This is a genomic window from Terrabacter sp. LjRoot27, assembly GCF_964254175.1.
GTDB lineage: Bacteria > Actinomycetota > Actinomycetes > Actinomycetales > Dermatophilaceae > Terrabacter.
The window spans coordinates 794964-809470 of the sequence record NZ_CAXUSS020000001.1; the positions used below are offsets into that span (position 1 = coordinate 794964).

At 73.1% G+C, this 14507-nt stretch carries 12 protein-coding genes; 8 read left to right on the plus strand and 4 right to left on the minus strand.

Annotated features, from left to right (window positions below):
• Window positions 1-145 precede the first annotated feature (145 nt).
• From ACSQ2D_RS03675 to ACSQ2D_RS03710, 8 genes are all read left to right on the plus strand, one after another.
• Window positions 146-934 (plus strand): SDR family NAD(P)-dependent oxidoreductase, encoded by a 789-nt coding sequence (locus ACSQ2D_RS03675; RefSeq protein WP_435984672.1) that lies wholly within the window; start codon window positions 146-148, stop codon window positions 932-934.
• Window positions 931-1701, plus strand: a complete 771-nt coding sequence (fabG, locus tag ACSQ2D_RS03680) for a 3-oxoacyl-ACP reductase FabG (RefSeq protein ID WP_435984673.1) — start codon at window positions 931-933, stop codon at window positions 1699-1701. Before ACSQ2D_RS03675 ends, fabG begins: the two co-directional genes overlap by 4 nt.
• A gap of 1 nt (window position 1702) precedes the next feature.
• A complete protein-coding gene (locus ACSQ2D_RS03685) occupies window positions 1703-2752 on the plus strand; it encodes a phosphotransferase family protein (RefSeq protein ID WP_435984674.1) in 1050 nt (349 codons plus the stop codon).
• Between the two features lie 3 nt (window positions 2753-2755).
• Window positions 2756-3976 (plus strand): acyl-CoA dehydrogenase family protein, encoded by a 1221-nt coding sequence (locus ACSQ2D_RS03690; RefSeq protein ID WP_435984675.1) that lies wholly within the window; start codon window positions 2756-2758, stop codon window positions 3974-3976.
• A complete protein-coding gene (locus ACSQ2D_RS03695) occupies window positions 3963-5222 on the plus strand; it encodes an acyl-CoA dehydrogenase family protein (RefSeq protein ID WP_435984676.1) in 1260 nt (419 codons plus the stop codon). The genes ACSQ2D_RS03690 and ACSQ2D_RS03695 overlap by 14 nt, the downstream gene beginning before the upstream one ends.
• 81 nt (window positions 5223-5303) lie before the next feature.
• Window positions 5304-5717: a nitroreductase family deazaflavin-dependent oxidoreductase gene (locus ACSQ2D_RS03700; RefSeq protein WP_435984677.1), complete on the plus strand. Its 414-nt coding sequence runs from the start codon at window positions 5304-5306 to the stop codon at window positions 5715-5717.
• 166 nt (window positions 5718-5883) lie between these two features.
• Entirely contained in the window at window positions 5884-8358 is a 2475-nt protein-coding gene (locus tag ACSQ2D_RS03705) for an ATP-binding protein (RefSeq protein ID WP_435984678.1), read from the plus strand.
• A 46-nt stretch (window positions 8359-8404) separates the two neighbouring features.
• Window positions 8405-10213: a sensor histidine kinase gene (locus ACSQ2D_RS03710; RefSeq protein ID WP_435984679.1), complete on the plus strand. Its 1809-nt coding sequence runs from the start codon at window positions 8405-8407 to the stop codon at window positions 10211-10213.
• Here ACSQ2D_RS03710 and ACSQ2D_RS03715 read toward each other — a convergent pair.
• The 4 genes from ACSQ2D_RS03715 to ACSQ2D_RS03730 form a co-directional block, all read right to left on the minus strand.
• A complete protein-coding gene (locus tag ACSQ2D_RS03715) occupies window positions 10188-11420 on the minus strand; it encodes a hypothetical protein (RefSeq protein ID WP_435984680.1) in 1233 nt (410 codons plus the stop codon). The two genes, ACSQ2D_RS03710 and ACSQ2D_RS03715, sit on opposite strands and share 26 nt — an antisense overlap.
• Before the next feature lie 106 nt (window positions 11421-11526).
• Window positions 11527-11916 carry a hypothetical protein gene (locus ACSQ2D_RS03720; protein WP_435984681.1) on the minus strand — a complete coding sequence of 130 codons (390 nt, stop codon included), beginning with the start codon at window positions 11914-11916 and terminating at the stop codon, window positions 11527-11529.
• Window positions 11917-12011: 95 nt separating this feature from the next.
• Entirely contained in the window at window positions 12012-13742 is a 1731-nt protein-coding gene (locus tag ACSQ2D_RS03725) for a CDP-alcohol phosphatidyltransferase (protein WP_435984682.1), read from the minus strand.
• Complete coding sequence (locus ACSQ2D_RS03730) at window positions 13694-14479, minus strand: CDP-alcohol phosphatidyltransferase family protein (RefSeq protein WP_435984683.1); 786 nt, start codon at window positions 14477-14479, stop codon at window positions 13694-13696. Before ACSQ2D_RS03730 ends, ACSQ2D_RS03725 begins: the two co-directional genes overlap by 49 nt.
• Window positions 14480-14507 lie beyond the last annotated feature (28 nt).

Genomic DNA, 14507 nt, shown 5'->3' on the forward strand with positions numbered 1-14507 from the left:
CACCTGCGGGTCGTTCGTGGCCGTTCGACGGTGCCGACGGGGCCGTTCGTGGCCTCTCGACGGTTGGGAAGGGTGGGGGTCACTTGACGTGGGGGGCTCCTTGTCGTCAAGGTAAGCAAGCGCTTAGTCCATCGCGAGGAGCAGCATGCCCGACACCGCCGTCGTCACCGGAGCAGCCCGGGGGATCGGCCGCGCCATCGCCACCCGCCTCGCGCGCGAGGGCTGGCAGGTCGTCGTCGCGGACCTCGACGCGGCCGAGCTCGCGACGGCCGCCGAGGAGATCGGCGCCGCCGCCGTCCCGGGCGACACGTCGACCGACGCCGGCGTGCGGCACCTCGTCGACACGGCATACGACCGCTTCGGGCAGGTGGACGTCTTCTTCGCCAACGCGGGGATCGGCACGCTCGCCGGTCTCGACGCGTCCGACGACGAGTGGACCCGCACCCTCGAGACCAACGTCCTCGCCCACGTGCGCGCCGCCCGGCACCTCGTGCCGCGCTGGCTCGACGCCGGTGGCGGCCGTCTCGTCGTCACCGCATCGGCCGCCGGGCTGCTGACGATGCTCGGCGACGCCCCCTACTCCGTGAGCAAGCACGGCGCCGTCGCGTTCGCCGAGTGGCTGAGCGCGACGTACCGCCACCGCGGGATCGTCGTGCAGGCGATCTGCCCCCAGGGCGTGCAGACCCGGATGCTCGACGGCTCCGGCCCGCTCAAGGACCTGCTCACCCTCGACGCGACGCTCACCGCCGACGAGGTCGCCGACGCCGCGTTCCGGGCGCTCGCGGGCGACGAGTTCTACGTGCTCCCGCACCCCGAGGTGGGCGGCTACTACGCGCAGCGCGCCGCGCACCCCGACGCCTGGCTCGCCGGCATGAACCGGCTCCAGCAGAAGCTCGACCCCCACCAGACCGCCGACCAGCAGGAGAACGCATGACCGACCAGCCGAACACCTCCCAGCGCACCGCCGTCGTCACCGGGGCCGCACGCGGCATCGGCGCCGCCGTGGCCAAGCGCCTCGCCTCCGACGGGTTTGCCGTCGCCGTCCTCGACCTCGACGAGTCCGCTTGTGCTGCAGTGGTGTCCGAGATCGAGGCTGCCGGCGGCAAGGGCCTCGCCGTCGGTGTCGACGTGTCCGACGAGGCGGGCGTCCAGGCGGCCGTCGACCGTGTCGCATCCGAGCTCGGCGCCCCGACGGTGCTCGTCAACAACGCGGGCATCATCCGCGACAACATGCTCTTCAAGATGAGCGCCGACGACTGGGACGCCGTCATGAACGTCCACCTGCGTGGCTCGTTCCTCATGACGCGCGCGACGCAGAAGCACATGATCGACGCGAAGTTCGGCCGCATCGTCAACCTCAGCTCGACCTCTGCGCTCGGCAACCGCGGGCAGGCCAACTACTCCGCGGCCAAGGCCGGACTGCAGGGCTTCACGAAGACCCTCGCCATCGAGCTCGGCAAGTTCGGGGTCACGGCCAACGCCATCGCCCCGGGCTTCATCGCCACCGACATGACGCGGCAGACGGCCGAGCGCATGGGCATCACCTTCGAGCAGTTCCTCGAGGGCGCCGCCAAGGAGATCCCGGTGGCCCGCGTCGGACAGCCCGAGGACATCGCCGCCACGACGTCCTTCCTCGTGCGCGACGAGGCCGGCTTCGTCTCCGGCCAGGTCATCTACGTCGCCGGCGGGCCGAAGGACTGACGTGACGGACGCCCGCGACGCCCCTGCCCCCGACGGCGACCCGCCGGGCCTGCCGCTCGACCGCCTCCGGGGCTTCCTCGACGACGCGGCCACCGGCCTGCTCGACGGTCCGCTCAACGGAAGGGTCGTCGCGGGCGGCAAGTCCAACCTCACCTACGAGGTGGGCGACGGGACCCGCACCGTCATCGTGCGGCGGCCGCCCCTCGGCCACGTGCTCGCCACCGCGCACGACATGGTGCGTGAGCACCGCGTCATCACCGCCCTGCGCGACACCGCCGTGCCCGTCCCCGCCACGTATGCCGTGTGCGACGACCCCGACGTCATCGGGGCGCCGTTCTACGTCATGGAGCGCGTCGCGGGCACGCCCTACCGCTTCGAGGCGCAGCTCCAGCCGCTCGGCGCCGAGCGGGTGCGCGCGATCAGCGAGCGGATGGTCGACACCCTCGTCGCCCTGCACGCCGTCGACCCCGCGTCCGTGGGGCTCTCCGACTTCGGCCGTCCCGACGGCTTCCTCGAGCGGCAGGTGCGGCGCTGGAAGCAGCAGCTCGACGCCTCCCGCAGCCGCGAGCTGCCGGGCATCGAAGAGCTCCATGAGCGCCTCGCGGGCTCCGTTCCCGCGCAAGGCGATCCGACGATCGTCCACGGGGACTTCCGCCTCGACAACCTCCTCGTCACCGGTGACGACGAGGTGTCGGCCGTGCTCGACTGGGAGATGGCCACGCTCGGCGACCCGCTCACCGACGTGGCGCTGCTCGAGGCCTACCAGACCCTCCCGCTCATGATGGACAGCGTCGCCGTCTCCGACGTCTCGCGGACGCCCGGCTGGATCAGCGGGCCCGAGCTGCGCCAGCGGTATGCCGCCGCGAGCGGTCGCGACCTCGGGCACCTCTCGTTCCACCTCGGGCTCGCCTACTTCAAGCTCGCGGTCATCCTCGAGGGCATCCACTACCGCTACACCCAGGGCCAGACGGTCGGGAGCGGCTTCGCCAGCATCGGCGAGGCCACCGTCCCGCTCGTCACGGCCGGCCTCGCCGCCGTCAAGGAGAGCTGAACCATGGACTTCGGATTCGACGCCCGCACCGAGGAGCTGCGCCAGGAGCTGCTCGGCCTCATGGACGAGCGCATCGTGCCGTCGCTGCCGGTCTTCGACGAGCAGGTCTCGGCGCTGCCCGACCGTTGGGCGTGGAGCACCGCCCCGGTCCTGCAGGACCTCCGGCGGGAGGCGCGCGACCTCGGTCTGTGGAACGTGTTCCTCCCCGGCGAGCACGGCGCCGGCCTGACGAACCTCCAGTACGCCCCGCTGGCCGAGATCACCGGTCGCTGCATCCGTCTGGCCCCCGCGGTCCTCAACTGCGCCGCGCCCGACACCGGCAACATGGAGGTGCTCGCCCAGTTCGGCAACGCCGAGCAGCAGGAGCGCTGGCTGAAACCCTTGCTGCGCGGCGAGATCCGCTCGGCGTTCGCGATGACCGAGCCCGACGTCGCGAGCAGCGACGCCACCAACATCGGCACGAGCATCCGGCGCGACGGCGACGACTACGTCATCAACGGCCGCAAGTGGTGGATCACCGGGGCGATGAACCCCGAGTGCGAGGTCCTCATCGTCATGGGCAAGACCGACCCCGAGGCCGACCGGCACCGCCAGCAGTCGATGGTCCTCGTCCCCCGCGACGCCCCCGGCGTGGAGGTCGTGCGCGGCATGGAGGTCTTCGGCTACGACGACCACGACCACGGGGGTCACGCCGAGCTGCGCTTCACGGACGTCCGCGTGCCGGCGGGCAACCTCATCGGCGAGGAGGGCACCGGCTTCGCCATCGCGCAGGCTCGTCTCGGGCCCGGTCGCATCCACCACTGCATGCGCTCGATCGGCCTCGCCGAGGTCGCCATCGAGGCGATGTGTCGCCGTGCCTCCGAGCGGGTCGCCTTCGGCCGGCCCATCGCCGAGCAGGGCGTCGTGCGCGACTGGATCGCCGAGTCCCGCGTGCGCATCGAGCAGCTGCGCCTGCTCGTGCTCAAGACCGCCTGGCTCATGGACACCGTCGGCAACAAGGGCGCCCACACCGAGATCCAGGCCATCAAGATCGCGACACCCAAGACGGTCGAGTGGATCCTCGACAAGGCCATCCAGACCCACGGCGCCGCCGGGCTCAGCCAGGACACCGAGCTCGCGGCCGCCTTCGCCGGCATCCGCACGCTGCGCTTCGCCGACGGCCCCGACGAGGTGCACAAGAACGCGCTCGCCAAGGCCGAGCTGCGGAGGTATGCCGCCCGCTGACCTCCGCCGGACGGCATACGCCCGCTGGGCGCCCGACGGCACGACCCACCCCGACCGCACGACGAAGGGACCGACCATGGACTTCGACCTCAGCGCCGAGGAGCGCGAGATCCGCGACTGGGTGCGCACCTTCGTGCGCAAGGAGATCGTGCCGCTCGAGCCGCAGGTGCTCGAGCGCGAGCGACGCAACGAGCGCGGCCTGACTGCCGAGGAGCTGAAAGCGCTGCAGGACAAGGCCCGCGCGTCCGGCTTCTTCGGCATCCAGACGCCCGAGAGCCACGGCGGCATGGGGCAGGGCGCCGTCGTCGCGGCCCTCATCGAGATCGAGCTCGGCCGGTCGTTCGTGCCGTTCCGTTTCGCCGGCGAGGCCGACAACATCCTCTTCTCGGCCACCGAGGAGCAGCAGGAGACCTACCTGCGCCCGACGATCGAGGGCACCCGGAGGTCGTGCTTCGCCATCACCGAGCCCGGCGCCGGCTCCGACGCCCGTGCCATCCGCACGAGCGCGCGCCGCGAGGGCGACGAGTGGGTCATCAACGGCGAGAAGACCTTCATCACGGGCGGCAACGAGGCCGACTTCGTCATGGTCTTCGCCGTCACGGACAAGGAGAAGGGGGCCGACGGGGGCGTCACGTGCTTCCTCGTCGACCGCGACCGCGGCTGGACGAGCACGCCCATCGACACGATGGGGGAGTGGGGGCCGGCCGCGCTCGTCTTCGACGACGTCCGGGTCCCGCACTCGGCGATCCTCGGCGAGGAGGGCAAGGGCTTCGACCTCGCGATGCGGTGGATCGGCAAGGGCCGCTACATGCTGCCCGCGCGCGCCCTCGGCTCGTGCGAGCGGCTCGTCGAGATGGGCATGGAGTGGGCCCGCAACCGCGTCACCTTCGGCCAGCCGATCGCCGAGCGGCAGGCCATCCAGTGGATGGTCGCCGACTCCGCCGTCGAGATCGAGGCGCTGCGCTGGCTCGTGCTCACTGCCGCGTGGCAGGTCGACCGCGGCCTCGACTCGCGCCAGTCGCAGTCGATGGCCAAGCTCTACGGCGGCGTCAAGGCCAACGAGATCGTCGACCGGGTGCTCCAGATGCACGGCGGCATGGGCTACACCCGCGAGCTGCCCGTCGAGCGGTGGTACCGCGAGCTGCGGCTCCTGCGCATCTACGAGGGCACCGACGAGATCCAGCGCCGCACCATCGCGCGCAACCTGCTCAAGGGGCACGCGTCGGTGCGCGGGCACCTGGGCTGACGCGCGGCGGCACCCGGCCCGGCGGCATACGCCCTCGGTGAAAGGAGTCCTGTCGGGGTCGGTGGGGAGGATGCTGAGGGGATGGCAGGACCTCCCGCACGTGCGAAGCAGTTCAACAAGGTCGCCGTCCGGCTCGCCGGGCACCGTGTCTTCCCCCTCTGGGCGGTGCTGCGTCACCGAGGGCGGACGAGCGGCAAGGACTACGCCACCCCGGTCGCCGTCATCCCCACGCCGACGACCTTCGTCATCGCCCTCCCGTGGGGACGCGGCACCGACTGGGTCCGCAACGTCCGCGCCGCAGACGGCTGCACGATCCGGTGGAAGGGGCGCGAGTTCACGTGCACCGAGCCGACCTTCGTCGACAAGAGCGTCGCCCTGGCCGCGGCGAAGGGGATGACGCGGCGGGCGATCGAGCGTCGCGACATGCCCGGGGGTTTCCTCCAGCTGACCCGCACGCCGGCCCCGGAGCACTCCGCGATGCAGTCCGGCTGGTGAGGCCCGGGACCACCGACCGGCGACACGGGGCGTGAAAAGTCCCTTTTGCCGGATTGTCGTGATCTCTGCGACATCATGAGTCAATGAGGTCCGCGGAGAAGGCTGCTCCTGACGCCCCGCGTCGACCGACGAGCCCCGGGACGCTGGCCCCGAACGGGGCGCCCTCGTGACCCGCCCGACCCTGGGCCGCGCCCGCTGGTGGGTGGCGGCGGCGCTGGCGCTCGTCGGCGTCTTCGTGCTCGGGGCGACCGCGGTGCGCTTCGCCCCTCCCGGGTCGACCGTCGCCGTCTGGTGGCCCGCCGCCGGTCTCGCGGTCTCCTTCCTCCTCGCGACCGCACGGGGTCCGCGCGCCTGGGTCTTCGTCCTCGGCGTCCTCGTCTCGAGCGCGGCCGCCAACGCCTACGGTGGCCGCCCGCCGCTCGTGGCGCTGTGCTTCGGAGTGGCCAACGCCGCCGAGGTGGCGGTCGTCTACGGCCTGCTGACCCGGGGTGGGCGACGCCCCGCGCTCGCCTCGATGGAGGACCTCTGGAACCTCCTCGCCGCGACGCTCGCCGGGGCGCTCGTCTTCGGAATGCTCGCCGGCCTCACCGTGCGGCTGGGGCTCGGTGGGCCGTTCCTCGCGACGGCCTCCGCCGTGACCGCCTCGCACGCCGCCGCCGTGCTCGTCTTCGCACCCCTCGGCATCGCGGTCGGCACGCGGCGCACGCGACGTCCCGGCTTCGAGGACCTCGTCCAGTGGGTCGTCGTCGTCGGGCTCACGGCCTGGGTCTTCAACCCCGACCAGGCGCTGCCGCTCGCGTTCCTGCCGATCCCCGTCCTCGTGTGGGGCGCCCTGCGGCTGGGGCTGCGCACCGTCGCGATCCAGCTCCTCGTCGTCGGCGTCCTGGCGGTGACGCTGACGAGCATCGGCGGTGGACCCTTCGCCGCGGCCGCACAGGTCGGAGGCCTGCGCCCCGAGACGGTCGGCGCCCTGACCCAGGCCTTCCTCGTGACGGCGGCCGTCACGGCCCTCTCGCTCGCGGTCGCCTCGACGCAGCGGCGCGCGGCGCTCGGTGACCTGCGCAGCGAGGTCGAGCTGAGCAGCGTCGTCCTCGACACCGCGGCCAGCGCGATCATCGTCGTCGACCGGGCCGGGTCGATCGCCCGGCTCAACTCGACGGCGGCGCGCCTGCTCGGCGCGCCCGAGACCGAGCTCGTCGGGCACCCCGCCGCAGAGGTCTTCCCCGTCGACGACCGCGAGCGCGTCTCCGCGCAGATGGCGGGCATCGCCGAGGGCGCCGTGCCGCTCCAGGAGGAGCAGGACTGGCGCGTCGACGGGCTCGGCGTGCGTCACATCGTGTGGACCAACGCCTACCTCACCGACGACACCGGGCAGCGGACCCACCTCGTCAAGACCGGCGTCGACGTCACCGACGAGCGCGCGGCCCGCACGTTCGTCGAGGCCGTCCTCGAGGCCGCCACGGCCACCGCCATCATCGGCACCGACCTCGACGGCGTCATCACCCTCTTCAACCGGGGCGCCGAGACCGTGCTCGGCTGGCGGGCGTCGGAGGTCGTGAGCCGCAAGGACTGGTCGCTGCTGCACGACCCCGCCGAGATCGACCGCCGGGCCGAGGAGGTCGGCGTCGAGCCCGGCTTCGACGTGCTCGTGCACCGCGTCCGGGCCGGCGCGGCGACCGAGACCCGTGACTGGACCTACGTCCGCAAGGACGGCACCCGTCGCACCGTGTCCCTGACGATGAGCGGCATCCGCGACGAGGGCGGCCAGCTCACCGGCTACCTCGGCGTCGCCGAGGACGTCACCCGGCGCCGGCAGGTCGAGGTCACCCTGCAGGTCGCGCTCGACCGCGAGCGCGAGGCGGTCGAGGAGCTGACCCAGCTCGACCGGACCAAGTCCGACTTCGTCTCGGCGGTCAGCCACGAGCTGCGCACCCCGCTCGCCAGCGTGCTCGGCTACACCGAGATGCTCGAGGACGGCGCTGCCGGGGCGCTCACCGACCGCCAGCTCGAGCTCGTGGCCCGCGTCGACCGCAACGGTCGTCGGCTCCTCTCGCTCATCGAGGACCTGCTGCTCAACTCCCGCATCGAGGCCGGCCGCCTCGAGCTCGCACCGCGCCGGTGCGACCTGTCCGACGTCGTCGCGAGCGCGTGGACGTCGGTCGAGACGGTGACGGCGCAGCGCGACCTCGTGCGCGAGGTCGAGGTGTCGCCGCGGCCGCTGTGGATCGAGGGCGACCCCGCCGCGCTCGAGCGGATGGTCACCAACCTGCTCTCCAACGCCGTGAAGTTCACGCCCGACGGCGGCCGGGTGGCGCTCGCCGCGTACCCCGACGACCGCCGGCCGGACACGGTTCGCCTCGTCGTCTCCGACTCGGGGATGGGCATCCCGGAGTCGGACCACGAGCGCGTCTTCGCGCGGTTCTTCCGCTCGAGCGCGGCCAACGAGCGAGCCATCCAGGGCTCGGGTCTCGGGCTCTCGATCGTGCGCGCCATCGCCGAGGGGCACGGCGGTTCGGTGTCGGTCGACTCGGCCCCCGACAAGGGGTCGACGTTCACGGTGTGTCTTCCCGTCTCGGGTTCTGCCGGTCTGGCCACGCAGGAGGCCTCGCGGACATATCGTGACCATCGGGACGATTCCTAGTGGCGGCGGCCGCGATCCAGGGGTAGGACGCAGACAAGGGGACAGGGTGCGCGACGGCGTGGTGTGGGAGGTGCTGGCGCTCAGCCGGCTCACCGAGCTGATGAACCGGGTCAGTGCCCAGGACGACCTGTCGATCCTCTTCGACATGGTCGTCGACGGCGCCGCCGACGTGGTCGGCTTCAAGGTGGCGGCGATCAGCGTCGTCGTGCCCTCGGGCGACGTCGAGGTCGTGGCCGTCGCCGGCGACGACGACGCGCGCACCGAGCTGCTCGGCCGGCGGACACCGCGGCCGGTCCTCGAGGCCGAGTTCGCCGTGGCCGAGAGGTGGGGGAGCCTGCGTTTCGTCCCCGCCGGCGAGCTGCCCGACGGGTCGGCGGAGGGCTGGGTGTCGTCCGACTGGACGGCGCCGACCCCGGCCGGTGACCCGGACGCGTGGAACCCCGAGGACACCCTCATCGCACCGTTCTTCGACGCCGTCGGGGAGCTGCTCGGCATCCTGTCGGTCGACCTGCCGCTGAGCGGCCGGCGCCCCGACATGACGCAGCGGGCCGTGCTCGAGCTCTTCGCCAACCAGACCGGCATCGCCATCTCGGCGGCCCGGCAGCGGCACGCCCTGTCGGAGCGGGTCCGTCTCGGCGAGGCCGTGCAGACGGTGGCGCGCATCGCCCAGGAGGACCTCGACCCCGCCCGGGTCGTCGACGTCGCGGCAGTGCCGATCGCGGCTGGTCTGGCGTCGGCGGGCCTGTGGCTGCGTGCGTTCGCGGGTGAGGACGACGACGAGCGCGAGAGCGTCTCGGCGCGCAGCGGGGAGCGCGTGCAGACCCCGGTCTCGCTCGTGGCGATCGCCCGGCGGATGGCGGCGCGCTGTTGGAAGGCCGGTGTCGTGGCCGTCGTCGACGTCGGCCACGTCGAGCCGGTGCTCCTGTGGGACGACGACGACGTCGCGCAGGTGCGCGTCTTCCTCGCCGACGCCGGGGCTCGGTCACTCCTCATCGCGCCGATGGGCTCGGGGTCGAGCTGCTTCGGCTACATCGCCTGCACGCGCGGTCCCGAGGACCCCGACTGGACCCAGGCCGAGGCGCAGGCCGCCCTCGAGATGGGCCGTGACCTCGGGCGGGCCATCCGCAACGCCCGGTTGTATGCCGTCGAGCGGCGGGTCGCGGCCGAGCTGCGTGAGGCGGACCGCAGCAAGACCCAGCTCTTCTCGACCGTGTCGCACGAGCTGAAGAACCCCCTTGCCTCGATCGTCGGGCACGTCGAGCTGATGCGGCAGGAGCCGGAGGCCAACGGCGACTGGTCGCTCGGGGTCATCGAGCGCAACACCGAGCGGCTGCAGAGCCTCGTCGACGACCTGCTGACGCTCTCGCGGGTCAGCGACCCCGACCGGGACGTGCCCGAGGCCGAGGTCGACCTCGGAGAGGTCTCGCGCGACGTCGTCGACATGTTCCGCCCGCGGGCCGACACCCAGCAGGTCAGCCTCACCTTCGACCTCGAGGAGCGCCTGCCGCTCGTCCGGGGCAGCGCCGGGGACCTCGAGCGGGTCGTGCAGAACCTCGTGAGCAACGCCGTGAAGTTCACGCCGCCCGGCGGTAAGGTGGCGGTCTCCGTCGCGAGCCGTCGCGACCGGGTCGTGCTCGAGTGCATCGACGACGGCCTCGGCATCTCGCCGGAGGACCAGGAGAGCCTCTTCACGGAGTTCTTCCGTGGCACCAACCCCGAGACCCTCCAGGTGCCGGGGACGGGCCTCGGGCTCAGCATCGCTCAGCGCGTCGTCACGAGGCACGGCGGACGGATCGACGTCGAGTCCGAGCTCGGTCGGGGGACGAGCATCACGCTCCTGCTGCCGGCTCTCTGACGGGGGGTGGCGGCTCGGTGACCTCGGTGACCTCGGTGACCTCGGGGGCGGGCGTCCGGCCCGCGAGCAGGGCGACGACGAGCGCGAGCGCTGCTACGGCCGCCAGCAGGATCGTCCAGCCGGTACCGAGGTCGCCGGCGAAGACGACGACGAGCACGCAGACGACGGCGACCCCGATGGCGACCGGGATCGCGAGGGGCGTGCCGGCGGCGTGGTCCATCCCGCTCCGGGCACCGTTCCACCCGGCGACGGCCAGGGACCGCACCCGGCGGGCTCCGCGTGACGGGCCGACGACGAGCGCGACGAGCACCACCAGGAGGACGAACGCGACGACGACGCGCACCATCTGGCGCAGGCCCTCGGTCAGGGTGTCGATGACGGAGACCGCGGCGGCGGAGGCCCCGGACGGCAGGCTGCCCGCCACGTGCGACCGGGCGAACGACAGCCCGAGCACGAGCACGACGCAGGCGACGGCGGCACCGAGCCCCACGCGTACCAACGCTCGTCGGCGGTCGCGGGCCATCGCGACCCCGCCGGCGATGAATGCGAGGGCCAGCAGCGGCAGGGCCACCCCGCCGACACGCAGCGCGTTGTAGGCCGTGCGGGCGGTGTCGAGGTCGCTGCTCGGCAGCAGGGGTACCGAGACGGTGATGGGCGGCAGCTTGTCGATGAGCGGGACCCCGGCGGCGACCAGGCGTTGCTCGATGGGCTCGACGAGGTTGCCGATGTCGATGGTGACGTTCGTCCCGTTGTCGACGAGGGCGCCGTCGGGCGAGCGTGAGAGCACGGCGACGAGCTGGGCGTGAGCGATCCGGTTCGCGGCGACCCAGGCGGTGGCGAACTGGTCGCTCTCGACGACCGCCGTGACGACCCGGCGGACGACCTGCTCGACCTGCGCGGCGAGCGGCGCCGCGAGCAGTCCGAGCGCTCGGGTGGCCCCGGCAGGCAGCCCGCGGCTCTCCAACGCGTCGAGGGCCCGCTCGACGAGGTGCTGGTCGCTGATCGCGACCATGACGCGTGCGGTGGCACGGTCCTCGACGAAGGACGTGACGGCCGGGTCGGTGGCGAGCGGCGTGATCGTCGCGACGTAGGTGTCGGTGTCGGTGACCGTCGTGCGCAGCCACGTCGCCGTGACGCCGACGGGAACGAGCACGACCCCGACGACGAGGAGGACGGCTGCGAGCACCGAGCGCAACCGTGCGGGCATGTCGACCTCCGGGACTCGTGGGCACTGACGCGGTGCAGGCGTCCGGCCTGCTCGTCGAGCGTCCCGCGATGCCGGGGCCGCACGCATCCCCCGATGCGGGTGAGCCTCAGGCCGCGTGCCGCTCGGTGGGGCGTGCCGGCTGCGGTGTCACCGACCGCCCGCGCAGCAGCAGCAGACCGCCGACGACGATGCAGACCACCTCGGCGACGGCTGCCGTCCAGACCGACCCTCCCGCCCAGACGGTGTGCACGCCGAGCAGCCCGACGGTCGAGGCGATGACGAACGCCCCCAGCGTCGCGGCCCCGAAGCCGGCCGTCAGGAACGCGGGGACCCAGTGCTCCCAGCGCAGCAGCAGGATCGCGATGACCACGCCGGCCACGACGTTCATGAGGAACATCGGCCCCACGCTCTGGTCCCTCACCCCGTCGAACCACAGGTAGAGGTGCACGCCGGCGGAGACGAGCAACGCCACCGCCCCCACGCCTCGGAGTCTCATGATGCGCTCCTCACGTCCGGGTCGCGCCGCGCCGTCCCGTCGGCGTCGCGGTGTCGGGCCCCTCTCCCTGAAGACGCTCCGTCGCTGCAGGCGGTTCAGCCGCCCGCGGTGGGGCCGTAGGCGGTGAGGAAGCGGTCGCGGAAGCGGTCCATCGGCCAGAGCGGCGCCGTGGGCCCGGGCCGCAGCCCGTCGTCCCAGCCCCACGAGGAGATGTGGTCGAGCACGGCCGGGTCACGGGCGACGATGCTGACGGGGACGTCGTGCCCCGCGTGGTCGCCGGAGACGACGCTGACCGGCTGGTGGTCGCCGAGCACGACGACGACGAGGTCGTCGTCGCGGGTCGCGCGCAGGAACGACACGACGCTGTCGAGGGAGTACGCGACGGACTGGCCGTATGCCGTCCGCACCCTCTCGGGGCTGCTCCACACGACCTCGCGTGGCGTCGCCCGCCCCGCCTGGGCGAGGAAGGCGGAGCCGTCGCCGATCGCGGACCAGTCGAGCAGCCGCGGCAGCGGCGCCCAGGGGACGTGGCTCGTCACGAGGTCGATCTCCGCCATGACCGGCTGTCGCCCACCGGGTGGGCGGCGCTGCAGCTCGAGCCGGTCGAAGGCCGAGAGCGTGTACTGGTCGGGCATCGGCGCGTAGCCGAAGCCGGGTCCGGCGTAGCCCAGGGTGCGCGCGTCGTGGACGGAGTCGTAGCCGTAGAAGGCCCGGCCCTCGGGCCAGTCGTGGCGGTTGGCCGGGATGACGTCGACGGTGCGCCAGCCGGCGCGCGCGAAGGCCCCTGCGAGGGTGAGGCGCGGTGTGCCCGTCGACGCGGTGTCGAGCAGCTGGTCGTAGCGCTGCTGGCTGCTCACCCAGAGCCCGGACTGGAGGGTCGAGTGGGCGAGCCAGCTGATCCCGCCGAAGGTCGGGGAGGTCAGCCATGCGCTCCGTGTCGCGTAGCCGGCGGCCTGCAGCCCGCTCGTCCCCTCCGTGAGCGCCCTTGCGACGTCAGGACTCTCGTCGACCGCGACCCTGCCGTAGCTCTCGACGAAGACGACGACGACGTCCTTGCCCCGCAGGGCGGTCAGCAGGTCGCCCGGCGCCGTGTCGCGGAAGGGGTCGACGGCGACCTGCGCGGCGAAGACGTCCAGGTCGTGCAGGCCGTCTCGCACGGTCGTGACCTCACGCGTGGCCAGAGCCGCGGTGGTCGACGACGCCGTCGGTAGCTCGGCCCGGACGCCGAGCCCGAGCGAGGCGCAGACGACCCAGACGACCGTTCCCGCGACGAGGGCGCGGGTCGCACCGGTGCGGTGCCGGTCGACGACCCGCCCGACCCGCCGCACGGCCAGAGGGGTCAGCACGATGATGCCGAGCAGGAGCAGCCCCGCCGCGACGACGGCGAGCACCGCCGTCACCGGACCGGTCGAGTCGCCGAGGAGGTCGGTGGCCGACCCTGCGTAGCGCCAGTCCGTGAGCGGGTTGAACGTCCGGTAGAGCGTCGCGAGGAAGGCCGCGTCGAGGACCCGGACGACGAGCAGCACCCCGAGGACGAGCCCCACGGCGACGGTGAACGACCGTGCGGCCACGCCGCGCAGGAGCAGGAGCCCCGCGACGAGGACGAGGGCCTCGACGGGGATCCGGAGCAGCGCGAGCGGTGACGGCGTCCAGCCGACCCCCGGGTTCGGGGCGACGAGCGCGACCCAGACGAGCAGGACGGCGAGGGCGGTCAGGACGTGGCCCGTGACGAGTCGGCGCGTCGACCGCCGTGACGTCGACCGCCGTGGCGCCGACGTCACGGCAGCACCCGCGCGTCGACCGCCGTCGGCGCGACGCCCGGCCATGTGTCGGGGACCTCGAGCTCGAGGCCCCCGGGCTGCGAGAGCCGCCGCAGCGTCACGACCTCGGTGCCGAACGAGACGACGAGCAGGCCGAGCCCGGCGGCGACGGCGACCGCGGCGGCGGGCAGGACGCCGGCAGCGGCCACCGTGAGGACGACGCCCTGGTAGGCCGCGACCGCCTTGCGCCACCAGCGTGCCGGGACCTGCCCGCGCAGCCACGGCGCCCAGCGGGCCGCGAGCGCGACGAGCAGCAGGAGGTAGCGGGCGGCCCCGACGCCGAGCACCCACCACCCGAGGTCGCGGGCGACGTGGACGCTGAGGACGAGGATGAGGAACGCATCGGCCTCCATGTCGAAGCGGGCGCCGAGCGGGTGGACGGTTCCGGTGCGGCGTGCGACCCGGCCGTCGACCGCGTCGAGCACGAGGGCGACCGACGCGAGGGCCACGAGGACGCCGGTGGTGGGCGAGGCGTCGCCGGTGCCGTCGGGGCCCGGGAGGGCGTCGGCGACGAGGGCCGCGACGCCGCAGCCGAGCACCGCTCTCGTCAGGGTGACCCGGTCGGCGGGCAGCAGGAGACGGCGCGAGGCACGGGCGAGGCCGGAGGTGAGGAGCGCGCAGAGAGCCACGCCACACGCCAGACCGACGACCCAGCCGGCGACGCCGAGGCCGGTCGTCCGGCCCAGGACGGCGAGCAGGGTCAGCACGCCGACGAGCCCGACGAACGGGCCGTGAGGGGTCACGTGACGCACGGCGCCTCCACCGGGCTCG

Excerpts from the sequence above, each read along its gene's own strand:
- ACSQ2D_RS03725 (WP_435984682.1), bottom strand. The coding sequence starts at position 13,742 with ATGGCCGGGCGTCGCGCCGACGGCGGTCGACGCGCGGGTGCTGCCGTG.
- ACSQ2D_RS03715 (WP_435984680.1), bottom strand. The coding sequence starts at position 11,420 with ATGCCCGCACGGTTGCGCTCGGTGCTCGCAGCCGTCCTCCTCGTCGTC.
- fabG (WP_435984673.1), top strand. The coding sequence starts at position 931 with ATGACCGACCAGCCGAACACCTCCCAGCGCACCGCCGTCGTCACCGGG.
- ACSQ2D_RS03720 (WP_435984681.1), bottom strand. The coding sequence starts at position 11,916 with ATGAGACTCCGAGGCGTGGGGGCGGTGGCGTTGCTCGTCTCCGCCGGC.
- ACSQ2D_RS03690 (WP_435984675.1), top strand. The coding sequence starts at position 2,756 with ATGGACTTCGGATTCGACGCCCGCACCGAGGAGCTGCGCCAGGAGCTG.
- ACSQ2D_RS03675 (WP_435984672.1), top strand. The coding sequence starts at position 146 with ATGCCCGACACCGCCGTCGTCACCGGAGCAGCCCGGGGGATCGGCCGC.
- ACSQ2D_RS03695 (WP_435984676.1), top strand. The coding sequence starts at position 3,963 with ATGCCGCCCGCTGACCTCCGCCGGACGGCATACGCCCGCTGGGCGCCC.
- ACSQ2D_RS03700 (WP_435984677.1), top strand. The coding sequence starts at position 5,304 with ATGGCAGGACCTCCCGCACGTGCGAAGCAGTTCAACAAGGTCGCCGTC.